This is a genomic window from Rhizobium sp. CB2179 (genome assembly GCF_057653455.1).
On sequence record NZ_CM172781.1, the window covers coordinates 1562739 to 1586560 of the forward strand.

At 61.7% G+C, this 23822-nt stretch carries 21 protein-coding genes; 8 read left to right on the forward strand and 13 right to left on the reverse strand.

Annotation, left to right across the window (positions count from 1 at the left end):
• Positions 1 to 46 precede the first annotated feature (46 nt).
• Positions 47 to 706: a ChrR family anti-sigma-E factor gene (locus tag AC244Q_RS07845; RefSeq protein WP_206641036.1), complete on the forward strand. Its 660-nt coding sequence runs from the start codon at positions 47 to 49 to the stop codon at positions 704 to 706.
• Between the two features lie 98 nt (positions 707 to 804).
• The gene (locus AC244Q_RS07850; RefSeq protein WP_012757178.1) at positions 805 to 1638 is read left to right on the forward strand and encodes an SDR family NAD(P)-dependent oxidoreductase; all 834 of its coding nucleotides are present in this window, start codon (positions 805 to 807) and stop codon (positions 1636 to 1638) included.
• On the opposite strand, the gene AC244Q_RS07855 is transcribed toward AC244Q_RS07850, so the two are convergent.
• From AC244Q_RS07855 to AC244Q_RS07875, 5 genes are all read right to left on the reverse strand, one after another.
• Positions 1639 to 2898 (reverse strand): SAM-dependent methyltransferase, encoded by a 1260-nt coding sequence (locus AC244Q_RS07855; RefSeq protein WP_017993721.1) that lies wholly within the window; start codon positions 2896 to 2898, stop codon positions 1639 to 1641.
• A 97-nt stretch (positions 2899 to 2995) separates the two neighbouring features.
• Positions 2996 to 3847: a DUF1365 domain-containing protein gene (locus AC244Q_RS07860; protein WP_113547044.1), complete on the reverse strand. Its 852-nt coding sequence runs from the start codon at positions 3845 to 3847 to the stop codon at positions 2996 to 2998.
• Positions 3844 to 5175 (reverse strand): NAD(P)/FAD-dependent oxidoreductase, encoded by a 1332-nt coding sequence (locus tag AC244Q_RS07865; RefSeq protein ID WP_012757181.1) that lies wholly within the window; start codon positions 5173 to 5175, stop codon positions 3844 to 3846. The genes AC244Q_RS07860 and AC244Q_RS07865 overlap by 4 nt, the downstream gene beginning before the upstream one ends.
• Positions 5172 to 6620, reverse strand: a complete 1449-nt coding sequence (locus AC244Q_RS07870; protein ID WP_128405743.1) for a cryptochrome/photolyase family protein — start codon at positions 6618 to 6620, stop codon at positions 5172 to 5174. Before AC244Q_RS07870 ends, AC244Q_RS07865 begins: the two co-directional genes overlap by 4 nt.
• 158 nt (positions 6621 to 6778) lie before the next feature.
• Positions 6779 to 7105 carry a hypothetical protein gene (locus AC244Q_RS07875; protein WP_012757183.1) on the reverse strand — a complete coding sequence of 109 codons (327 nt, stop codon included), beginning with the start codon at positions 7103 to 7105 and terminating at the stop codon, positions 6779 to 6781.
• Positions 7106 to 7314: 209 nt separating this feature from the next.
• On the opposite strand from AC244Q_RS07875, the gene AC244Q_RS07880 reads away from it, so the two are divergent.
• Entirely contained in the window at positions 7315 to 7632 is a 318-nt protein-coding gene (locus AC244Q_RS07880; RefSeq protein WP_012757184.1) for a hypothetical protein, read from the forward strand.
• Positions 7633 to 7748: 116 nt separating this feature from the next.
• Complete coding sequence (locus AC244Q_RS07885; protein ID WP_017993725.1) at positions 7749 to 8426, forward strand: HAD family hydrolase; 678 nt, start codon at positions 7749 to 7751, stop codon at positions 8424 to 8426.
• A gap of 29 nt (positions 8427 to 8455) precedes the next feature.
• On the opposite strand, the gene AC244Q_RS07890 is transcribed toward AC244Q_RS07885, so the two are convergent.
• From AC244Q_RS07890 to AC244Q_RS07925, 8 genes are all read right to left on the reverse strand, one after another.
• The gene (locus AC244Q_RS07890) at positions 8456 to 11113 is read right to left on the reverse strand and encodes a nitrate reductase (protein ID WP_012757186.1); all 2658 of its coding nucleotides are present in this window, start codon (positions 11111 to 11113) and stop codon (positions 8456 to 8458) included.
• Positions 11114 to 11449, reverse strand: a complete 336-nt coding sequence (gene nirD / locus AC244Q_RS07895; RefSeq protein ID WP_017993726.1) for a nitrite reductase small subunit NirD — start codon at positions 11447 to 11449, stop codon at positions 11114 to 11116. It lies immediately after the preceding gene.
• A gap of 4 nt (positions 11450 to 11453) precedes the next feature.
• The gene (gene nirB, locus AC244Q_RS07900; RefSeq protein ID WP_113547042.1) at positions 11454 to 13904 is read right to left on the reverse strand and encodes a nitrite reductase large subunit NirB; all 2451 of its coding nucleotides are present in this window, start codon (positions 13902 to 13904) and stop codon (positions 11454 to 11456) included.
• Between the two features lie 17 nt (positions 13905 to 13921).
• Positions 13922 to 15190, reverse strand: a complete 1269-nt coding sequence (locus AC244Q_RS07905; protein ID WP_012757189.1) for an MFS transporter — start codon at positions 15188 to 15190, stop codon at positions 13922 to 13924.
• A gap of 478 nt (positions 15191 to 15668) precedes the next feature.
• Positions 15669 to 16949, reverse strand: a complete 1281-nt coding sequence (locus AC244Q_RS07910; protein WP_206641035.1) for a CmpA/NrtA family ABC transporter substrate-binding protein — start codon at positions 16947 to 16949, stop codon at positions 15669 to 15671.
• 34 nt (positions 16950 to 16983) lie between these two features.
• On the reverse strand, positions 16984 to 17571 hold the full coding sequence (locus AC244Q_RS07915; protein ID WP_018241751.1) for an ANTAR domain-containing response regulator: 588 nt from the start codon (positions 17569 to 17571) through the stop codon (positions 16984 to 16986).
• A gap of 134 nt (positions 17572 to 17705) precedes the next feature.
• Positions 17706 to 18335 (reverse strand): glutathione S-transferase family protein, encoded by a 630-nt coding sequence (locus AC244Q_RS07920; protein ID WP_017993729.1) that lies wholly within the window; start codon positions 18333 to 18335, stop codon positions 17706 to 17708.
• A gap of 7 nt (positions 18336 to 18342) precedes the next feature.
• Entirely contained in the window at positions 18343 to 18708 is a 366-nt protein-coding gene (locus AC244Q_RS07925; protein WP_012757193.1) for an ArsR/SmtB family transcription factor, read from the reverse strand.
• A gap of 220 nt (positions 18709 to 18928) precedes the next feature.
• Between AC244Q_RS07925 and AC244Q_RS07930 the strand changes: the two genes are divergently transcribed.
• The 4 genes from AC244Q_RS07930 to AC244Q_RS07945 are packed head-to-tail and all read left to right on the forward strand — an operon-like array spanning position 18929 to position 23821.
• Positions 18929 to 19807: an ABC transporter substrate-binding protein gene (locus AC244Q_RS07930; protein WP_128405742.1), complete on the forward strand. Its 879-nt coding sequence runs from the start codon at positions 18929 to 18931 to the stop codon at positions 19805 to 19807.
• Between the two features lie 14 nt (positions 19808 to 19821).
• Positions 19822 to 20952, forward strand: coding sequence for an LLM class flavin-dependent oxidoreductase (locus AC244Q_RS07935; protein ID WP_128405741.1), 1131 nt, complete (start codon positions 19822 to 19824; stop codon positions 20950 to 20952).
• A 24-nt stretch (positions 20953 to 20976) separates the two neighbouring features.
• A complete protein-coding gene (locus tag AC244Q_RS07940) occupies positions 20977 to 22809 on the forward strand; it encodes a TRAP transporter large permease (RefSeq protein ID WP_128405740.1) in 1833 nt (610 codons plus the stop codon).
• Positions 22810 to 22822: 13 nt separating this feature from the next.
• Positions 22823 to 23821 (forward strand): TRAP transporter substrate-binding protein, encoded by a 999-nt coding sequence (locus AC244Q_RS07945; protein WP_012757197.1) that lies wholly within the window; start codon positions 22823 to 22825, stop codon positions 23819 to 23821.
• The last annotated feature ends 1 nt before the right edge of the window (position 23822 follow it).

Genomic DNA, 23822 nt, shown 5'->3' on the forward strand with positions numbered 1-23822 from the left:
CCCGTACGGATGACGACAAAGCGAAAACGGAGCGCGGCAACAGGGCGTGACCAAAACCGACATGGTTCACGAGCAGATCGACACGATCGATGCATTGATGGCGCATTATGTTGCCGGCTCCTTGCCCGAGCCGGCGCGTGTGTTGGTGCAGTCTCATCTCGAAATGAAACCGGATAATCGCAGCCTGGTGAACAGCCTCGAGCTGCTGGCCGGCGAAGCTCTGGAAAACGCGCCTGAAGTCGCCATTGCCGATCGCGACGGGCGGCTTGCGGCGATCTTTTCCTCTGCGTCTCCCGTCAAGGCGCCGCAGACGGCCGCGCGGCCAGAGAACGCGCTGTTTCCCCAAGCGTTGCGCAATCTCTTGGGCTTCGAGGCCGAGGACGTTCGCTGGCGTCGGCGGTTGCCCGGTTTCAGGGAATATTCGCTCGACATGGACGGCTGCGAGGTCAGCCTGATGTGGATCCGGCCGGGCCGAGCCTTGCCGGCGCACACCCACAAAGGCATGGAACTGATCCTCATTCTCGACGGCGCCTTCAACGATGAACGCGGCCGTTTCGGTCCCGGCGACATCTCCATTGCCGACGAGACGGTCGACCACCGGCCGGTAGCCGAAAAGGACAGGCCTTGCATCGCCTTTGCCGTCTCGGATGGACCGGTCAAGCTCACCGGATCCTTTCGTCAGATGATCGGCGACTTGATCGGCTGAAAGCAGCCACAATGGTGTGATAGAGCCGTAAATCCGGCGGGGTTGAGGAACTTCCGGACCTGTTTTCGCATTGATCAGGCAGCCCGGAGGAACATGTCATGCGTGACTTCATTGCCCATCCCGAACATGGAATCGTCTGGATTTCGGGCGCGAGCTCAGGCATCGGCCGGGCGCTTGCACTGAGGCTCGTCGGCGAAGGATACAAGGTCGCCGTCACGGCCAGAAGCCACGAAAAGCTTGTCGAACTGCAAGCCGAAGCCAATGGCCTCTCGGGCAGTATCATTGTGCTCGACGGCGACGTCACCGATGCCGAGGACATGGAACATGTCATGGCCTCCATCGAATATGAGCACGGCACGCTCGCCATGGCGATCCTCAATGCCGGCGTCTACCTGCCTGTCCATGCCGAGGATCTGAATCGCACCGATTTCGAGAAGAGCTTTGCCGTCAACCTCTCCGGCGTCGTCAACTGTCTGCTGCCGGCGATCCGCCATATGAAGGCGAAGGGGCAGGGACAAATTGCCATCGTTTCCTCCGTCACCGGTTATGGCGGCCTGCCGACGGGGGCTGCCTATGGTGCTACCAAGGCGGCGCTGATCAATATGGCCGAAAGCCTGAAATTCGATCTCGACAAGATGGGCATCCGCATCCAGCTCGTCTGCCCGGGCTTTGTCGATACGCCGGCAACGAGGAAGAATGCCTTTCCGATGCCGTCGCTGGTATCGGTCGAGGAGGCCGCCCGGGAGATTGCCGCCGGGTTGAAATCGCAGGCCTTCGAGATCACGTTTCCGAAGCGCTTCACCACCATGCTGAAGCTCGCGCGCTTGCTCCCCTACAGCGCTTATTTCACGCTGGTGAACCGCGTGACCGGCTGGCGGGAGCGACCGCCATCGGCTGGTCGCCACCCGGTGACACCGCATGCGGCGGAATGATCAACGGCGCGAGAACACGACTTGGCGCACATCTATATTGCGGGCACGGAAGCCGGCCTCGCAATAAAACAGATAGAATTCCCAGAGCCGCTTGAAACGCTCGTCGAAGCCCATCGGGCGGATGCGTTCCCAGACCGACCAGAAACGCTCGCGCCATTCGGCCAGCGTGCGGGCGTAATCGAGCCCGAAGCCGAAGTCCTTGACCAGCGACAGGTCGACCTTGCCGGCAAGTTCGGCCAGATGATTGCGCGTCGGCAGCATACCGCCGGGAAAGACATATTTCTGGATGAAGTCGGGGTTGCTGCGATACTGGTCGAAGGACTCGTCCTTGATCGTGATGATCTGCAGCCCAGCCTTGCCGCCCGGCTTCAGACATTGCCTGAGCTTGGAGAAATAGGACGGCCAGTATTTCTCGCCGACCGCTTCGAACATCTCGATCGAGACGATCCGGTCGTAGAGCCCTGCCTCATCGCGGTAATCCTGAAAGCGGAATTCCACGCGGTCATCGAGGCCGGCTTTGCGAATGCGCTCCTCGGCAAAGGCGAGCTGCTCGCGGCTGATCGTCAGCCCCGTCACCTTGCAGTTCAGCTCACTCGCCGCAAATTCGGCAAACCCGCCCCAGCCGCAGCCGATCTCCAGCACATGATCGCCGGGCCCGATGCCGGTCGCCTCGGCAAGCGCCCGGTATTTGGCGTTCTGGGCCGATTGCAGATCGTTGGCGCCGGTCGAATAGAGTGCAGAAGAATAGGTCATGCTCGGATCGAGCCATTCCCTGTAGAAATCGTTGCCGAGATCGTAATGAGCGGAAATGTTGCGCTTCGAGCCCGTCTTGGTGTTGGTGTTCATCCAATGGCGGACGCGCTCGAACAGGCGGCCAAGACCGCCCTTGCCATGCGCATAGCTGTATACGGCCTCGCCGTTGACGAGGAAGAGTTCGAGGAAGGCGGCGATATCAGGGCTGTCCCAATCGCCGTCCATATAGGTTTCGGCGACCCCGATCGTGCCGCTCGTCAGCGCTCGATAGGCAAGGTTCCAGTTGTGGAGGCTGAGCGCCGCCTTTGGCCCGGCCTTCTTGCCCTCGACCAGCAGCCTGCGGCCGTCGGGAAGGGTAACGGCAAGCGAACCGTGCTGCATATGCAGAAGTCCGCGCAGCGCCAGCTTTGCCTTGAAGGGCAGACCCTTCACCATGCGGGACATGTTTTCGGCCGTCAGCGTCACAGCATCACGAGCCAGCAGATTCCAGTCCTGCGCCTTGCTCATTTCTCTTCCTCCTCCAGCATTTTCCTGCCGGTTAGGGACGAAGCCACCCTTGATGATACACGCAGCCGCCCCCCGGCCATTGCATCGAACGCTAATGTCATTCCGCCGCTTCCGCAAGCGGGCGGGTTTGGCGGACGCTGACTTCAGGTGGGGGCGCAGGACGCCTGACATACCGCGCGCCCTTCAGCCACAATTTGAGTGCTTCCCAATGAATTCCGGTCATGATCTTGAAAGTGAGGATGGGTATGCGCGCCGTCAAGCCCAGCAGCGAAGCGTTTGTCAAAGGCACCTGCCGTCCGGAAAATGTCGCCGAGAGCAGCGGTCCTTCACTATCTGTTTCAAGGATGCGCCAGCGGATCTCTTTACCGGGCGGCAGCATGCGGAAATGATAGCGCGCCGCCATGCCGATAAAGGGCGAGACGTGAAAGAGCTTGTCGCAGCTCTGGCGAAGCCCGCTTTCCGACATCTCGCCACGGCCGACGGGACAGACATAGCTGTGCCGCTCGCCGAAAGTATTGCGCACCTCGTAGATCATCGCGATGACTGCGCCAGCGGCATCATAGGCGTGATAGACGGAAAGCGGATTGAAGACATAGCCGAGAATGCGGGGATAACAGACAAGCAGGATCCTGTCGGCGCGGTCGAGCCCCGCCTCGGCGAGCAGCCGGTCGGCATAGGCGCGCAGCGACGTATTTCTGGTTTCGGCGTGGTCCTTTTCCTGGAACGAGACGAGATTGCGCCCGTTGACGGAAAACAGCATCGATAGCCGGCCAGCCTCGTCCAGCCTGTCGAGATCGACAAGCAGCGAGAAGACACGGTAGCGGAAGCGATGGCCGAAGGGTTTCATGCGTTGATGCATGATCTCGCCGACATAGAGACCTGCGGCGGCATCCGGTGGAGGGCCGTTGGCCACCGCGTTCATGCCACGCTTTTCGCCGAGCCCTGTCATGCCGCCACGTCCGGTTGAGGTTCCCAGGTTCGGGCCGTCCGCCAGGGTATGATCCCGCCCAAGGCTTCTGCCGCCGCCAGACCGGAAACCAGTCCATCCTCGTGAAATCCGTATCCCGTCCAGGCACCGGCGAAATAGCAATTGTTCTGTCCCTGAATGGTGACAAGCGCCTGTTGCGCAGCCATGGCGTCCGCCGAGAACTGCGGATGTTCGTAGGTGAATTCGGCAAACATCTTATGGGGGTCCGGCTCGCGGTCGGGATTGAGGGTCACGAACAGCGGGAATCTGTTGTCGATGCCTTGCAGCCGGTTCATCCAGTAAGTCACGGCGACGTCGGCCTTTCCATCTTCACGGCTGGAACGGAGATAATTCCATGAGGCCCAAACCTTGCGTCGCTGCGGCATTAGCGACTGGTCGCGGTGCAGGACGACGCGGTTCGGCTGATAGGGGATGGCGGCGAGCAGCCTGCTTTCCCGATCGGTGGCATCGACAAGCAAGCGGGCTGTCTGATCGCTGTGGCAGGCGAAGATCACCTTGTCGAACGGGTGTTCGCCGCCCGTTTCGTCGATGATCGTGACGCCGCGTTCGGAGCGGATGACCCCGCGCACGCCGCAGGAAAGTCTCACGCGTTCGCCGAGCGGCTGAAGCAGCCGGTCGAGATAGGTGCGGCTGCCGCCGGTCACTGTGCGCCACTGGTGCTGCCGGCGGTAGATCAGCCGGTGATTATCGAAGAAATTGACGAACTGCTCGGCGGGAAACTGCAGCATGCGGGCTGATGGTGTCGACCAGATCGCCGCCGCCATCGGCACGAGATAGTTGTTGGTGAAACCGGGCGAGAAGCCGCGCCAGTCGAGATAATCGCCGATCGAGCGCGAGGCGAGATGACCGGCGGTGCGATCTTCGAGGCAGGTGCGGTTGAAGCGGAGGATCTCGCGGATCATCCACAAGAACGAGGGCCGCAGCAGGTTGCGCTTTTGCGCAAAGACTGAGGACAGCCCGCCGCCGCTCCATTCCAGTCTGCCGCGGTCGAGCGAGAGCGAAAAGCTCATATCGCTTGCATGCGTCGCGATGCCGAGTTCGGCAAAGAGCGCCGTCAGATTGGGGTAATTCTGTTCGTTATAGACGATGAAGCCGGTATCGACCGCAATCTGAACCCCGTCGTATTCCACGTCCACCGTCGCCGTATGGCCTCCCGCCCGCGCCTGGCTTTCGTACAGCGTAACGTCATGCACCTGACACAGTGCCCAGGCTGCGGAGGCGCCCGAGATGCCAGAGCCGATGACGGCGATCCTCAGCCGGCGGGGAGCGGGACAGAAGTGCGCGTTCATGCGGCATCCCTTATTGCTTTGTAGGCGGCAAGCGCCCGGTTGCGGGCGCTCGCGTGATCGACGATCGGTTTCGGATAGGTTTGGCCAAGCGTGATGCCGGCCTCGTCGAGCATGCTCTTCGGCGCCTCGAACGGCCGGTGGATGTATTTTGGCCCGAGTTCTCGAAGCTCCGGCACGTAGGTCCTGACATAGTCGCCGTCGGGATCGAACTTTTCGCCCTGCAGCACCGGATTGAAGATGCGGAAAAATGGCGAGGCATCGGCTCCCGAGCCCGCCACCCATTGCCAGCTTGCGGCATTGTTGGCGGGATCGGCATCAACGAGCGTATCCCGAAACCAGGCCTCGCCCCGGCGCCAGTCGATCATCAGATCCTTGATGAGGAAGGAGGCGACGATCATGCGCACGCGATTGTGCATCCAGCCATGGCGCCAGAGCTGGCGCATGCCGGCATCGACGATCGGATAGCCGGTCATGCCGCGGCGCCACGCCTCGAAATCTCCGCTGTTGTTGCGCCATTCGAAGCCGTCGAAACGATCGTTCCAGTTGGCAGAGGCAAGACGCGGGAAATGGAAAAGCAGGTGATAGGAAAATTCGCGCCAGGCGATCTCCTTGCGAAAATGCACGATGTCAGCCGCCGGCACGCGTTGCGACAGGCCGCGTGTGGCATCCCAGATGCGGGCAGGGGATATCTCGCCCAGCGCCAGATGCGGCGACAGCATCGACGTCGCCGGCCTCGCTGGATAGTCTCGGTTTCCCTTGTAGCCCTCGAGCGCGTCTTCAACGAAGACGTGGAGTCTCTGCTGGGCACCCTCTTCGCCGGGTGTCCAGAGATCAACGAAATCGCCTGCCCAGTCCGGCTTCGTCGGGAGCAGCTTCCAGCTCCCCAGCACTTCTGATTTCGGTTGCGACGCAAGCCGCAGTTTTGCCGGCGCGTCCAGCGGCGGCTCCGGTTCGCCGCCGCCCTCCAGCGCGCGCCAGAATGGCGTGTAGACGCGATAGGGCGTGCCGTTGCCGGTCATCAGCCGGGAAGGTTCGTGCAGCAGCTGGCCGCCAAAGCTTCTTGCCTCGATCGCCTGCTTTTCCAGTTCGTGCTTGATACGGGCGTCGATGGAGATTCCGGCTGGATCGTAGCGCCGGTTCCAGAAGACGGCTTCGGCAGCGCTTTCCTTGATAAAGGCGCAAAGCACTTCGAGCGCCTCGCCGCTTGCCAACACCAACCGTCCATTCAGCTTTTGCAGCGACCTGTTGAGCGCTTCCAGTGAATGATGCAGCCACCAGGCCTGTGCAGCACCCAGCGGACCGGTGCCTGCTGCCGCCGGTTCTCTAATATAGAGCGGGATGATCGGCCGCCCGGAGCGATGGGCGGCGGTGAGTGCCTGATTGTCGTCAAGGCGCAGGTCCTTGCGAAACCAGAGGATGACCGGTTTTGCCGCGTCCTTTGCCAATGAAGCCGTTCCCCGCTTGTGTTCTTTTCAACCCGCTACGCATGTACGGAACGCCCGGATCAAAAGTTTCATCCGGTGGAAAAAAGCTTTCACGGCTGTCGGCGGCATGAAAAAGGCCGGTGTGAACCGGCCTTTTTCTGAAAGCGGAAGTCTGTCGCTTAGTTGTCGTATTCGCGGCAGGCTTCGCTGATCGATGCGCCGCTCTGACCGCCGCGCGTGTCGACGCCGGACATCTGTTGCGGCATGCCGGGGCATTCCATCGTCTGCGGTCGGCCGATGCTCTGTGTCGTCGTCGGATCGACCGGCGAGGCGGGTACCGGACGAATGCCGTTGTCATCGTTGGTGTAGTCGGATGAATAGGTGCCGGAACCGGGATCGGTCGAGCCGCCATTCGTTGGCCCGATGGGACTCGGGTTAGACTGGGCAAAAGCCGACGACGCCATGCCGATCGCGAGCAGCGAAGCGGCAATAAGGGATCTAGACATGGGATATCCTCCTTGGATTTTCATCTTGGATGACCCTGGGGTAACTGCCTGATGGAATCATTGTTCCGAATTTGCTAAAAACCTGCATTCACGCGCGGCCTGTACGGCATGGTTATGCGTAAACCTTAACGGGCGATGTCGCTGGATCGGCGCCGGCGCATGCCCTACTTGCATGCGGAGATACTAAAAAACCGTGGCATGAGGCCGCTATGTTCATCTCCTTTCGCGAAGCCGCAGATCTCGGTCTCCAGATCGTACTTGCACTCACCTTGACGCTGAGTGGCATGGCGGTCGCCTCCTACGCCGTCAGGAATGACAAGGCTAAAATTTCGGCAATCGACGTCAGCCGTCCCTCACTCTGGACCGCCGCTCCGATGCGCGTCGATCCGGCGACGCAAGCCTACCTGCGCGCCGATGTTTCGGCCGCACTGGAACTCGCCGATGGTGCCGACGACCTCTGCCACGACCCGATCGGCCTGCGGCTTTCCTGCGACTTGATCGTGACCTCCGGTACGGCGGCTTTTTAGGTGAAGGCGGTCGGGAGGCGTCACCGCCATCCCCGAAAGCTTGCAAAACCCAATGATTTGCCGTTTCATCGCGATAGCGACCACCGTCCGACTCTTTCCCTGAAGGATTCAGCCTTTTGTCTATGCCGATGCCCCGTGGCTTCGAGAAGCCCTATGCCGCCTTCCTGTTCGATATGGACGGCACCATCCTCAATTCGATCCATGCGGCCGAGCGTGTTTGGAGTGACTGGGCAAGGCGCCATGGGCTCGATGTCGCCACCTTTTTGCCGAAGATGCATGGGTCGCGCGGCATTGATACGATCACCCGGCTGAACCTGCCGGGAGTCGATCCCGAACATGAATCGAAGCTGGTGACCGAAGCCGAAATCGTCGATGTCGGCGACGTCGTTGCCATTTCCGGCGCCGCGACCTTTCTGAGTTCATTGCCCCCGGATCGCTGGGCGATCGTCACCTCCTCGCCATTGCGCCTCGCTCACCGGCGACTGGAGGCAGCAGGTCTGCCGGTGCCGAGATTCATGGTGACGGCGGAGGACGTGAAGGTCGGAAAACCAGACCCGCAATGTTATATTCTGGGCGCCGAGCGCCTCGGCGTCAGTACCCAGGATTGCCTGGTGTTCGAAGATGTCGCAGCCGGCATTACCGCCGGCGAGGCGGCGGGGGCCGATGTCATGGTCATCACGGCAACACATCACCAAAAGATGGAGACGCCGCACCCGACGCTTTCATCCTATGACGAGATCTCGGTCCGCATCTCCTCCGATCACAGGATGCTGATCGTCCCGAACGCGGCCTGACAGTGCTCCCCCGCTTGCTTCTGCGCGGTTCACTCCGCGGCTGCGGCAAGACAGCGATCGATGATGCTGCCGATTTCGCTGCGGCAGGAGCCGCAATTGGTTCCAGCGCTGGTTTCCTTGCCGACCGCCTCGACGCTGTGACATCCGCCGCGCACGGCAGCCGCGATCTGGTTGACCCCGACACTGAAGCAGGAGCAGACGGTGGCGCCCGGATCTGGCCTGCCTGCTCCCGGACGACCCGCAACGAGCGCAAAGCGTTTCCTGAGGTCGCCATGCGAGGCTGAAAGCTGCGAGATCGCCCAGTTGCGCGCGACGGCGACGGGCTCGCGTGCCAGAAACAGCGCCGCAAGCAGGACCTCGCCGTCGAAGAAGGCGAGCCTGAGGTCGCCGGATTGCCGGTCGGCATAACCAAGCGGTTCGATCTCGGCCGGAATGGCGAAAACCGCGCGGCACCAGGCCGTCCAGTCTTCGACGGTTTCGCCGAAGGCAAGCTCCAGCCGCCAGCCGCCGGCGGCTTTCGCCAGCGCCCAATAGGCGGCATCAGGCGCGGCGGGTTTTGTGGCAGAGACGGCGAAACCGTAATGGGTGGCGCGGAAGGGCCGGACGGCGACGGCAACGTTCTTCGACGCCGGCTGACCGGAAACGGGATCGGTTATCGGCGCGACCACCGCGTCGATCCGCGCTTTTGCAGCAAACTGGTCGTTCCAGTGCATCGGCGCAAAGATGCCGCCGCGTGCCTGGCGATCGGTGACCAGCGCCCTGACGATTGCCTTGCCGTGCGGGCTGTCGATCTCGACCAGGCCCGCGCTTGATATGCCGGTCTCGATCGCGTCGCGCGGATGGATCTCGGCAAAGGGTTCGGCGATATGGGCGGAAAGCCGCGCACTCTTTCCGGTTCGGGTCATCGTGTGCCACTGGTCGCGGATGCGTCCGGTATTTAGCGTGAAGGGGTACTCGGCATTGGTGCGATCGGTTGCGGGCGGTTTGACCGCGACGAACCGCGCCTTGCCATCAGGATGGAAGAAACCACCCTCGGCGAAGAAGCGGGTGATGCTGGGTTCTGTCCCTGCCGCCTGCGGCCACTGGAAGGGCGACAGCTCGTCATAGGCGCTGCCGTTTATGCCTGCGCGCGCGCCGATATCGAAATCGCGGCTGCCGTTATTTTCGAAGGCGGAAAGCGCGGCGTGCTCCGCAAAGATTGCGTCCGGCGCATCAAAATCGAAGGCGGCGGCAAATCCCATGCGGCGTCCGACCTCCGCAAGCTGCCACCAGTCGGCCCTTGCATCGCCGGGGATGTCGAGAAACGGCCGTTGCCTTGAAATGCGCCGTTCGGAATTGGTGACGGTGCCATCCTTCTCGCCCCAGCCGAGCGAGGGCAAAAGCACATCTGCGTGCCGGGTCGTATCCGTCTCTTTCAGGATGTCCGACACGACGACGAAAGGACAGGCGGCGATCGCGCTTTCGACGCTATCGGCATCCGGCATCGAGACGACGGGATTGGTCGCCATGATCCACAGCGCCTTGATGCGTCCGTCGGCTACGGCTTGGAACATGTCGACCGCCTTCAGGCCGGGCTTTGCTGCGATGACGGGCGAGTTCCAGAAGCGCTGCACGCGATCCCGGTCTTCGGCATTCTCGATTGCCATATGGGCGGCAAGCATATTGGCGAGACCGCCGACCTCGCGCCCGCCCATGGCGTTCGGCTGTCCGGTCAGCGAAAACGGTCCCATGCCGGGGCGGCCGATGCGGCCGGTCGCCAGGTGGCAGTTGAGGATCGCATTGACCTTGTCGGTGCCGGAGGAGGATTGGTTGACGCCCTGGCTGTAGCAGGTCACGACCTTCGGCGTCGTCTCGAACAGGCGGAAGAACTCCCTGATCTGCATGGCGGGCAGGCCGGTCCGTTCCAGGAGATCGTTGATATCAAGCGCGGCGGCGGCCGCAAAAGCGTCGCCGAAACCTTCGGTATGGGCGCCGATATAATTCTGGTCGATTGCCGGACTTGTCACGAGATGGGCAAGCAGCCCCATGAACAGTGCAACGTCGCCATCAGGACGGATGGCGAGATGCAAGTCGGCGATGTCGCAGGTCATCGTCCGGCGCGGATCGATGACGACGATCCGCATATTTGGCCGCGCCGTCTTTGCGGCGGCAAGCCGCTGGTAGATGACGGGATGACACCAGGCAAGGTTGGAGCCGGTCAGGATCACCAGATCCGCAAGTTCGATATCCTCATAGGTCCCGGGCACCGTATCGGCGCCGAAGGCGCGGCGATGCCCCGCTACGGAAGACGACATGCAGAGCCTTGAATTGGTGTCGATATTGCCGGAGCCGATGAAGCCCTTCATCAGCTTGTTGGCGACATAATAATCCTCGGTCAGCAACTGGCCTGAGACGTAGAAGGCAACGGCGTCAGGCCCGTGTTCGGCGATCGTTTCAGAAAAACGGCGGGCGACCAGATCAAGCGCCTCGTCCCAGCCGCTCTGTTTGCCTTCGATCTCGGGATGGAGAAGCCGGCCATCGAGATCGATGGTTTCGGCAAGGGCTGAACCCTTCGAGCAGAGCCGGCCGAAATTCGATGGATGTTCCGGATCTCCTTTCACGCTGACTGCGCCTGCCTCATCGACCGTGGCGACAACGCCGCAGCCGACACCGCAATAGGGACAGGTGGTCTTGACCTCAGCCGCCATCTATTCCGCCGCCATCATCAGGCTTTCCAGGGCGATGAACAGCCTGCCGTCTTCGTTCAGCACCGATATCGTCCGGACCTCGCCTTCGTCGGCGCCGAGCGCCTTGCCGGTTTCCAGCGAGATCACCCAGTTGTGCAGCGGGCAGGTGACTGACTTAGCGTGGACGATGCCCTGGGAGAGCGGGCCGCCCTTGTGCGGGCAATGATCCTCGATGGCGAAGACTTCGTTTTCGGCGGTGCGGAAGACGGCGATCTTGCCCTGCGGTGTCTTCACGCAACGCGCGCCGCGCAGCGGGATGTCGGAGATGTCACCGATTGCGATCCAGTTCATGTCCATCTCCTTACTCTGCAGCCTGCGGATAGCCGATCGTCGCCATCGGCTTGAACTCGTGCTTGTCCTTGCCGGAAACACGCTCCGACCAGGGGTCGACCTGGGCAAATTTTTGGCTGAAGACGAAGCGCTCGTAATAGGCTTTGCGCTTTTCGGCATCACCCATGATCTGGCGGCGGATTTCCTCCAGGCCGACGCGCTTTGCCCACTTGTAGATGCGCTCGAGGTAACGGGCCTGCTCACGGTACATCTGCGTCAGCGCCACGATATACTCCAGCGCCTCGTCCTCGGTCCGGACAAGCCCGAGGACCTCCGTGCCCTTGATGTCGAGGCCGGCCGCACCGGCGAAATGGATCTCGAAACCGGAATCCACGCAGATCACGCCGATGTCCTTGCAGGTTGCTTCCGCGCAGTTGCGCGGGCAGCCGGACACAGCCAATTTCAGCTTGGCCGGCGTCCAGGAACCCCACATGAACTTCTCGATGCGGATGCCGAGGCCGGTGGAATCCTGGGTGCCGAAGCGACACCAGTCGGAGCCGACGCAGGTCTTCACCGTCCGCAAGCCCTTGGCATAAGCCTGGCCGGAGACGAAACCGGCCTTGCCGAGATCGGCCCAGACGGCGGGCAGGTCTTCCTTCTCGATGCCGAGCAGGTCGATACGCTGGCCGCCGGTGACCTTCACCATCGGGATCTCGAACTTGTCGACGACATCGGCGATAGCGCGCAGCTCGTTCGAATTGGTGACGCCGCCCCACATGCGCGGAACGACGGAGTAGGTGCCGTCCTTCTGGATGTTGGCATGCACGCGTTCATTGATGAAACGCGACTGATAGTCGTCGGCATATTCGTCCGGCCAGTCGCTGACCAGGTAATAGTTGAGTGCCGGCCGACATTTGGCGCAGCCGCAGGAGGTCTTCCACTCGAGCTCCTGCATGACGGCAGGGATGCTCTTCAGACCCTTGGCCTTGATCAGCCGGCGAACGTCGTCATGGCCGAGTTCGGTGCAGGTGCACATCGGCTGGACCGCAGTCGGATTGTAGCTGTCGCCGAGCGTCAGCGCCATGAGTTGTTCGACAAGGCCGGTGCAGGAACCGCACGAGGCGGATGCCTTCGTGTGAGCGCGTACGTCGTCGAGCGACGTCAGCCCCTTGCCTGAAATCGTCGAGGTGATCTTGCCCTTGCATACGCCGTTGCAGCCACAAATCTCCGCGTCATCCGGCAAGGCTGCAACGGCCGCCATAGGGTCCAGCGGCGACCCTCCCTGATAGGCCTGTCCGAAGATCAGCGTCTCGCGCATCTCCGAAATATCGGTCGCCTTCTTCTTCAGGTCGTTGAACCAGGCACCATCGGCGGTTTCGCCGTAAAGCACGGTGCCGATGATCTTATTGTCCTTCAGCACCAGGCGTTTGTAGACGCCGGCGCTGGCATCGCGCAGCACGATCTCCTCGCGGTCGTCGCCATCGGCGAAATCGCCGAGTGAATAAAGCTCGATGCCGGTGACCTTGAGCTTGGTCGGCGTATCCGCGTGAACGAAGGCCGGCGAGCGATCGCCGGAGAGATGCGCGGCGGCGATGCGGGCCATTTCATAGAGCGGCGCAACGAGACCATAGACCATGCCGCCCACCTCGGCGCATTCGCCGAGCGCGAGAATATTGCCGTCCGAGGTCTGCATGCCGGCATCGACGACGATGCCGCGATTGACCGCAATGCCGGCGTCCTTTGCCAGGCCGACGCTTGGACGAATGCCGACGGCCATGACGACCAGCGTTGCCGGGATGATGCGGCCGTCGTCAAGCTCGATGCCCTCGACCTTGCCGTTGCCGACGATCGCCTTTGTATTGGCCTTGCAGATGACCTTGATGCCGCGTTCCTCGACTGCCTTCTGCAGCAGATAACCGGCGGCGGGGTCGAGCTGGCGCTCCATCAGCGTCGGCATGACGTGCAGCACGGTGACGTCCATGCCGCGCTGGGCAAGGCCGGCCGCCGCTTCCAGGCCAAGCAGGCCGCCGCCGATGACGACAGCCTTTTCGCGCGACTGAGCGGCAAGCAGCATCGCCTGCACGTCGTCGAGATCGCGATAGGTGATGACGCCGGGCAGATCCTTGCCGGGAACAGGGATGATGAAAGGCACGGAACCGGTTGCGATCACCAGCTTGTCGTAGCTTTCGGTGACGCCGTGGTCGGAGGTGACGGTCTTGGCGGCACGATCGATGTTGACGATCTTGTGGCCCTTGTAGAGCATGATGCCGTGCTTGATATACCAGCCGTCACCGTGAATGATGATCTGCTCGTAGTCCTTTTCTCCGGAGAGAACCGGCGACAGCATGATGCGGTCGTAATTGACGCGCGGCTCGGCATTGAAGATCGTAACTTCATAGCGTCCCGGCGCCTGCTCGAAGAGGTGCTCCAGCATGCGCCCGGGCGCCATGCCATTGCCGATGATGACGAGTTTTTCGGTCATATTTCCAGGTCCTTAGATCAGGTTGCAGCCACGGGCGCCGAATGCCCTTGGCGCGACAGTTGCTTTACGGACAGGTGCATCCAGATGAGAGAGATCACGACGATCGCGAAGAGCAGCAGGAAACAGCTGGACCAAAGGCCGGTCATGTCCTTGAGGAGGCCAAAGGCAATCGGGAGGATGAAGCCGCCAAGGCCGCCCATCATCCCGACGACACCGCCGACTGCGCCGACGTTTTCGGGGTAGTAGGCCGGAATGTGCTTGTAGACGGCAGCCTTGCCGAGGCTCATGAAGAAGCCGAGCACGAAGATGACGACGATGAAGATGACAGGGGTGATGCCGAACGCCGGACCCGCCCCGCCACCAGAAGCAGCCGGCAGCGAAAGGATGAGAGTGGCGACGGCCGACACGGCAAGCATCGTATACATCACGCTGCGCGCGCCCTTTTTATCCGACAGCACGCCGCCGAAGGCGCGGAAGATGCTGCCCGGGATGGAATAGGCGGCGGCGACCATGCCGGCGGTTTCCAGGTTGAAGCCGTAGACGCCGACCAGATAACGCGGCAGCCACAGCGACAGGGCGACGAAGCCTCCGAAGGCGAAGAAATAGTAGAGCGAGAAGCGCCAGACCTGAACGTTCTGCAGCGGCGCGAATTCCTGCGCGAAACTCTTGGAGACAGCGCGGCGTTCGCGGCGGAGACGGAAGGCCGGATCATCGGTCGTGGTGAACCAGAAGACGATTGCCATAAGCGCCAGACAGACGGCCCAGATCTCCGCAACCGCCTGCCAGCCCCATGCGAGCAGCACGAAGGGAGCGGCGAACTTGGTCACGGCGGCGCCGACATTGCCGGCACCGAAGATGCCGAGCGCGGTTCCCTGCTTCTCAGCCGGGAAGAAAGGCGAGACATAGGCGACACCGACCGCGAAGGAGCCGCCGGCGAGGCCGACGCCGAGGCCGGCGATCAGCATCTGCGTATAAGTCTGGGCGTAAGAGAGCAGGAAGGTCGCCAATGCGGCGGCCAGCATGGTCAGCGTGTAGACGAGACGGCCGCCGTAACGCCCCGTCCAGATGCCAAGGACGATGCGCACGAGCGAACCGGTGAGCACGGGGGTGCCGACCAGCAATCCGAACTCGGCCTCGTTCAGGCCGAGATCCTGCTTGATGCGAATGCCGATGATCGCGAAGATCGTCCAGACGGCAAAACAGAGGGTGAAGGCTACAGTGGAGATCCACAATGCCTTGGCTGGTTCGCCGGCGGACATGAACTGTGATTTCTCGATGACAGACATAACTTCTCCGAGGCCCGACAAGGTCGTGCCGATCCATCGCTGAGGGTTAAAACAAAAAGCCGCTGGTCAGGACGCGCATACCCGAGGCGCGCAAAATATCCTGATCAGCGGCTTTGCTGGTGGCGCCCGCCGTTGGACGCCGAATTCTTGGGCCTTCTGGCCCACTTGCCTGGAAGCAATCCGTTGGCCGGATTGCTCAAGCTAAAAACCTACCTCTTCAAACCGAAGAGCAGTCTCTGTATCTTCCGCGAGCGTCTATCACTCACTCTGCACTGATCGCCATTGACCGGTGCAATAAAGATCACGCAAACTGCGTGCCAGTTTTGTGATCTGCGTTCAATCCACTGAATACAAATGATATTTTACGAAACGCGCCGCCTGCTTGTTTTTCGGGCCACCACCCGCTCATGCAAATATTTTGTGCGCTTGTCGTGAGGCGGGCAGATACTTGCTGGCGTTTTGTGCAGGCCGGCATCGGTTAGACCTCGTCGTCGGAAACGAAGGCGAGGGCGCTTTTGACGGCAAAACCTGCGACGTAGTCCGGCAGCCTCGCCGGGTCGAAGACGTGGCCGTCCATGAAACGGTCGCCCTCGTCACTGCCTTCGATGCGGATATCGGCATCTTCAGGTGATTTGTCGTCACCGAGAGCCGTGCGATAGAGATCCGGGCGGTAAGCGGATGCTGCGGCCCTTGCCATGTTGAGGCTGATCTCGGCCTGTCCCCAGCGGATCATCTGGCTGTAGATCCAAAGCGCCTGGCTTGGCCGGGGATAATTGGCGAAGCCGGAATGGAACATGAAATAATCGGCGATGATGCGGCGGTTACCCTTTGCGTCGAGGCTGAATTCGCCGGCGAGCACACGGCGAATGATTTCGACGGGGGCAGCGATATAGCGCGGGTCGGCAAGAGCTGCCGCCAGCGCATCGTGATTTTCCGGCCGATCGCACCACTGGGCTGCCGCGTCGAGCGCCACGATCAGCCGGGAAACGGTTTCCGGATGGCTTTCCGCCCAGTCCGGCCGCATGCCGATCACCTTTTCAGGTGCCGACGGCCAGATATCCTGTTTGGCGGCGACGATGCGGCCGACGCCGCGCTCTGAAGCGACCATGTTCCACGGCGCACCGACGCAGAAACCGTCGATCGCACCGGCCGCCAGCGCATCCGAAGTCATGGGCGGCGGCACGACGACGAGCTTGACATCCTTGTCGGGATCGATGCCGCCGCCTGCCAGCCAGTAGCGGAATTCGTAATTGTGCGAGGAGAAGGGGTAGGTGACCCCGAAAGTCGGCAGCGGCTCGCCGCGGGCCTTCATTGCCGCCAATGTTTTTGCCAGGGCGCGGGCATTGTCGAGCGCGCTTGCCGTTTCCGGCAATCCCACGTCATTCCGCATCCTGTCGAAGAGCCGCGTCGATAGCGTGATCGCGTTGCCGCCGCGCCCCAGCGAAAATGGCGTGATCGTCGGTGAGGGATTGGAGCCGAGACCGAGCATGGAGGCGACGGGCATCGGTGACAGCATGTGGGCGATGTCGAACTGGCGGAATGCCAGGCGGTCGCGCACATTCGCCCAGGAGACGTCCTTGACGAGATCGAGCGTCAGGCCTTCCTTCCGCGCGAAGCCGAATTCCGCCGCCGCAATCAGCACCGATGCATCGACGAGCGGAATGAAACCGGCCCGCAGCACTTTCGGTCCTTCGCTGTTCACCCGCACGGGCGACGGCATGTCGTCGCCGGAGTTGGAGGTCGTTGTCATCATATCCACTCCGGTTTCCTCCGGAAATTCATCAGGTCGGCCATTACATCAACAGCCCCGCGGCAGTGACGACGCTCTGGGCAATTTCCGACATCTTCTTCTTTTCGTTCATCGCTGTCTGGCGCAGCAGGGCGAAAGCCTCTTCCTCGGAGAGGCCGCGCATCTTCATCAATATGCCCTTGGCGCGCTCGACCAGCTTGCGTTCCTCCAGCGCGGAGCGGGCATCGGCAAGCTCCCGCCGTAGCCGGTTGAAGGCATTGAAGCGGCTGACGGCCATGTCGAGGATCGGTTTGACGCGTTCCTTCTTCAATCCGTCGACGATATAGGCCGAGACGCCGGCATCGACGGCAGCCTCGATCGAGGCTGTGTCGGAGCGATCGACAAACATGGCGATCGGGCGGCTGACGGTGCGCGTCAGCTGGAACAGGTGCTCCATCATGTCGCGGTTGGGATTCTCGATATCGATGATGATCACGTCGGGCATCAGCGTTTCGATGATTCGCGCGATGCCGTTGACCTCATGCACCACGGTGACGCGCACATGCCCTGCCTCGCGCAGGCCTTCTTCGATGATGGAGGCGCGAATGGCATTTTCGTCGATCACCAGAATTGTCAGATCGAGATGCGTCATTGCTATATTCATGACGCAGTGCAGCAAATTTAGCAAGGCGTTCGCCTGAAAAATGTGCAAAAATAGGTGTGCGCAAAAAATAATCAAATTGCCGAAATTTCGGGCGGGATCAATATACCGCGTCGGCAAAGTCTTCAGGGCCGCGGTATTTCGGATGTGAAATGGGGAACGTCATAGCCGCGCTTGACCTGTGGCCGCGCCGCAAGCCTGAGATACCATCGTTTGACGTTCGGGAATGCATTCAGGTCGATCTCGTGGCGCCTAAAACGGGAAACCCAGGGCCAGACCGCCATGTCGGCGATGGAATAATCGTCGACGAGATAGTCGCGGCCTTCGAGCCGCACGTTCAACGTCTCGTACAGGCGGCGGGTATCCCTGCGAAAGAGATCCTCTGCGAACGGCGCTTCACCTGCATTGTAGGTCAGGAAATAATGGGCGTTGCCGAGCGTCGGCCCGAAGCCGCCCATCTGCCACATCAGCCATTCGATCGTGTGATGCCGGGCGGCACCCTGCGGGGGCAGGAAGCGGCCGGTCTTTTCGGCGAGGTAGAGCAGGATGGCGCCGGATTCGGCAAGCGTGATGCCGGTCTCGTGATCGACGATAACAGGAATCTTACCGCCCGGATTGATGGCGAGATAATCCTGCTGGAATTGATCCCCCTTGGTGATGTCGATCGTGTGGGGGCGGTAGGCGAGGCCGAACTCCTCGAGTGCGATCGAGACCTTCAAGCCATTCGGCGTGATCCAAGTATAGAGGTCGATCATCCCAGGTTCAATCGAACATCATTTCGTCGACCGGCAGCTTCGTCATTCCGAAGCGCCCGGTGACATCGTCGAGGCCAGAGAACATGTCCCGCAGAGTTTGCACGATTGTCTCGACGCGCGGATCGATGACGCGATAGACGATCGCCTTGCCGTCGCGGCGTCCTTCGATCACACCGGCCTCGCGAAGCTCGCTCAACTGCTGGGAAAGCGTCGGCTGGCGGATACCGAGTTCGTCCTCCATCCCAGAGACCGAGGCTTCCGTCTCCATGAGGTAGCAGACGATCGCCAGGCGGTTGGAATTGGCGATCAGCTTCAGCAATTCGCTGGCTGCTCCGACATCGCGGCAGACTCTTGAGGAAACGGGCTTCGTCAACGGCATCGTCCTTGAATGTTCTATAAAAAAGTAAAGTGACGGAGGTGAAATTTCAACTGCCAAGAAACCCACTTCGGTCAAACCGATAAAAGATTTTATTGCCTCTAGATTTTATGGAATATGCAATCCGATTTCCGCTCGTCGATGACAATCGCTTCCTAGTAATCAATTTATAAAAAAGTAAATTGATTACTAGGAGCCACGTCATCGGTCGCACAGAATGAAAATTGGTGTTCATCCCAACAATCTGCATCTTCGCCTCGCGCGGCTCTGGCCCGGCGCTTTCGTCGATCTGCAGCCGATATTCATCTCCTATGCCGAAGGCCGCGATACGGCGGCGCTGCTGGAAAGTGGCGACATCGATCTCGGCGGCACGGGCTCCACGCCGCCGATCGAGGCGGATATGCGTGGGCTCGGCGTCGAATATGTCGCTGCCTCGGCGCCGCGCCCTGCCAACGGCGCCGTCTTCGTCAGGCGCGGCAGTCCGATCGGCTCCGTCGCTGAACTGAAAGGTCGTCGGATTTCGCTGATCGACGGTTCGTTTCACACCTATCTCCTAGCCCGCAGCCTGGAAGGCGAGGGACTGAGCCTGCCGGATGTCGAGCGCGTCGAAAGCGGCGCGCGCGATTCGCTCGCGGACCTGCTCGAAGGGCGCGTCGATGCCTGGGTTGCCATGTCGCCGCGTCTCGAAAAGGCGCTGGAGCGCGATGACGTCAGATTGATCGTCCGCTGTGGCGCGGCCATTCCCAACCGTTCTTTGTTCTGGACATTGGAGCGGAACGGCCTTTCCGCGGAGGAGATCCGGTCAATCGTCTCCGAGCTCAGCCGGATCGGCGTCGAGATCACTGCCGATCCGCGTGCCGCCGCCCGGCTTCTTGCATCTGGCGACCGCGGCGGATCTGGCGACCGCGTCGGATCTGGCGACCGCGGGAGAACGGATATCGACGCCTGGGAAAAGGTGGTGCGTTCGCGCGATTTCACGGTCTTTCCGATCGACGATGAGATCATCGCCGAACAGCAGGAAGAGGCCGACACGCTGCTGCGTCACGGCCATTTCTCCAAGCCCATCGTGCTGAAACGCCCGGAAACGACGAGATAACAAGGAATCAGGCGATGAACGTTTTCTGGTACATGTGCGCGCCCGACGGCGCCTATCCCTGGCAGCCGGAAGGCTCTCGCCAGGTCGACTACGGCTACTACAAGCAGCTTGCCCAGGCCTATGACCATCTGGGTTACACCGGCGCCCTGTTTGCGACCGGCGCCCACGACGTCTGGGTGCTGGCCGGCGCGCTGCTTGCCCACACCGAGCGGCTACGCTTTCTCGTCGCCATCCATCCCGGTCTCGTCGCGCCGACATTGCTTGCCAAGATGGCGGCGACCTTTCAGGAATTCGCCCGCGGCCGGCTGCTGATCAATGTCGTCTCGGGCGACGCCAAGATGCTCGGCGCTTATGGCATGACGCTGCCGCATGACGAGCGCTACGACATGGCGGACGAATATCTTCAGCTATGGCACCGGCTCTTTGCCGGCGAGAGCGTCACTTATCAGGGCAAGTATTTCTCGACCGACGGCGCCAAGCTCGCCTTGCCGGTCGGCGAGAGCATCGCACCGCCGCCGCTCTGGTTCGGCGGCTCCTCGGACAAGGCGCTGGAGGTCGCGGCAAAACATGTGGACACCTATCTCTCCTGGGGCGAGACGCCCGCCCAGATCGGCGAGAAGGTCGAGGCGGTGAAGGCGCGCGCCGCCCACTACGGGCGTGAACTCGAATACGGCATCCGCCTCTATGTCATCGTTCGCGACACCGACGAAAAGGCCTGGGAGGCGGCGGCCGATCTCTATGGTCGCATGGACGATGCGGCGATCGCCGCCAACCAGCGCTTCGTCGCAAGAAGCGATTCCGTCGGCCAGCAGCGCATGACCGCACTGCATGGCGGCCTCAAGCCGGAAAACCTGCGCGATCTCGAAGTTGCGCCGAACCTCTGGGCCGGGATCGGTCTGGTCAGGCCAGGCCCGGGTACGGCGATCGTCGGTTCGCCGGATACGGTTCTGCGCACGCTCGAAGCCTATCAGAAGGCTGGCGTCGACACTTTCATTCTTTCTGGCATGCCGCTGCTTGAGGAAGCCTATCGTTTCGGCGAAAAGGTGCTGCCGCGGCTCGATGTCAGCAGGGAAGTCTCGAAGGCGCGGAACTACACTTGGTCGACGCTCTTCGATCGCGATCTTTCGACCGTCAAGAGCGCCTGATCCTCTCGCCAGAAGGTAAGTTTTGTGGCCACCAGTGAATTTCATCCGATCGAACAAACCGCTCCGGATAGCGGGGTGGCAGCGCGCCTGCTGCGGGCGATCGAGGCGATTCTCGGCATTGCCGCGGCAGTCGTTCTGGCCGTGCTGCTCGTGATGGTGCTCGTCACCGTCTGCCTGCGCTATTTCTTCAGCGCCGGCTTCATCGGTGCCGAGGATCTCGGCATCTGGCTGCATGTGGGCCTGATCGCGCTCGGCGCGCCGCTCAGCCTCAACAGCGCGCTTGCCATGCGCCTCGACGTCTTCGTCAAGATGCTGCCGGAAAGCCTGCAGAAGGTCACGCCGATCGGCGCCGACGTCTTCACCGTGCTTTCGGCGCTGATCCTGAGCTTCGGCGGCAGCGAGATCATGACGATGCTTGGCGGCGTCTCGCCGACGCTCGGCGTGCCGGAATGGATCCGCTTCGGCTTCCTCGGCGCTGGCGGCGCACTGATCCTCGTCGTGCTGCTTCTGCAGCGCATCGCCGAAGGCAAGATCCTGCCGGTTGTGATCTCGCTTGCCGTCGGTGTCGCGCTCTATGCCGGCATCCCGCATGTCTCGCTCGATCTCGACTGGCCGCCGAGCATCTTCCTGGGGTTGATCGCCGCGGTCGGGCTCGTGCTTGCTGCGCCGCTGCCGCACGCCTTTCTTGCCGCGGCCTATGTCGTCATCGCCTTCGGCAGCAGCCTGCCGGAGCCGGCGATCGTCTCCGCGACGGTCACCGGCGTCTCGAAATTCCTGCTGCTCGCCATTCCCTTCTTCCTGCTCGCTGGCGGTCTTCTCACGGCTTCCGGCGTCGCCAACCAGCTCGTGCGCTTCGCCGCCGCAATGGTCGGACATCGCCGGGCCGGGCTGGCGCAGACGACACTGTTGACCAGCGTCCTCTTTTCCGGCGCTTCCGGCTCGTCGGTTGCAAATGCCGCCTTCGGCGCCTCGACCTTCCAGCCCGAGCTGGTCAAACACGGCTATCGGCCGGCGCAGGCGGCGGCGATCATCGCCTCGACATCGGTTCTCGACAATGTCATCCCGCCGTCGATCGCATTTCTCATCCTTGCGACCGCGACCAATCTCTCCGTCGGTTCGCTGCTCGTCGGCGGCTTCTTTGCCGGCGGCTTGATGGCCATATGCCTGGCGGTCGCAATCCATCTGACGGTCAGCGAACAGGTGCCCTTGCCGCGCGCAAATGCGAGACAGCGCTGGCAATCGGCGGTCCAGGCAATCCCGGCTTTCGGGCTCGGCGTCATCGTCGTCGTTGGCATCCGCATCGGTATCGTCACGACCACGGAAGCAGCCGCTCTTGCTGCTTTCTACACGCTGCTGCTCGGCATCGGCGCGCGCCTCGGCATTCTCTCGCTCTATGCCGCCTTCCGTCAGGCAGCAGTCGAAGCGGCGGCGATCGGCCTTCTCATCGGCACGGCCGGCCCCTTTGCCTTTTTGCTGGCGGTCGACGACGTGTCCGGACTGATCTCGCACCTGACGACAGTGCTCGGCGGCAGCGCGCTTACGGTCATCCTGCTGTCGAATGTCATCCTGCTGGTCGTCGGCCTCGTTCTCGATATCGGCGCCGCGATCCTACTCTTCGGCCCGATCCTGCTGCCGGCAGCGGTCGCCGCCGGTATCGATCCCATCCAGTTCGGGGTGATCATCGTCGTCAACCTGATGATCCACGGACTCACACCGCCGCTCGGCATGCTGATCTTCGTCGTCAGCGGCGTCACGCGCATTCCCGCCTCAGAGCTCTTTCGGGCGGTGGTTCCCTATCTGCTCGCTCTCCTGGTCTCGCTCGCAATCCTCTGCGCATGGGCCATCATCTTCTCGTAAACAGGACAACCCCATGGACAATTTCAACCGACGCAATTTCCTGAAGACCGCAGCTCTCGCCGGAACGGCGCTTGCAGCGCCGGCCTTCGTCCGCACGGCCGCCGCCCGCACGACGACGATCACGATCGCCTCGCTGCTCGGTGACGACAAGCCGGAAACGAAGATCTGGGTGAAGATCGGCGAACTGGTCGAAGCGAAACTCCCCGGCCAGTTCAAGTTCAATATCGTCAGGAACGGCGCGCTCGGCGGCGAGAAGGAAGTGGCCGAAGGCGTGCGCCTCGGCTCCATCCAGGCCAGCCTCTCGACGGTCTCGTCGCTCTCCGGCTGGGCGCCGGAACTGCAGATCCTCGATCTGCCCTTTCTCTTCCGCGATGCCGACCATGTTCGCAGGACCGTCGCCGGTGATGTCGGCGCCGATCTCAAGCAGAAACTGCAGGCGCAGAATTTCGTCGTCGGCGATTTCATCAATTACGGCGCCCGCCATCTCCTGACCAAGGAGCCGGTGACGCGGCCAGAACAACTCAAGGGCAAGCGCATTCGCGTCATCCAGAGCCCTCTGCACACCAAGCTCTGGAGCGCATTCGGCACGACGCCGATCGGCATTCCGATCACCGAGACCTATAATGCGCTCGCAACCGGCGTCGCCGACGCGATGGATCTGACCAAGTCGGCCTATGCCGGCTTCAAGCTCTACGAGGTCGTGCCCGATATGACCGAGACCGGCCACATCTGGGCATCCGGCGTCATCTATTATGCCTCGACCTTCTGGGCCGGCCTCAATGACGAGCAGAAGGCGGTGTTCCAGCAGGCCTCCAGCGAGGGGGCTGCCTATTTCAACCAGTTGATCGTCGATGACGAATCCAAATCCGTCGAGACGGCGCTTGCCAACGGCGGAAAACTCTTGAAGCCGGAAGCCTTCGACGAATGGCAGAAGGGCGCCCAGGGGGTGTGGGACGATTTCGCGCCGGTTGTCGGCGGCATCGACAGGATCAAATCGATCCAGGCCGCCTGAG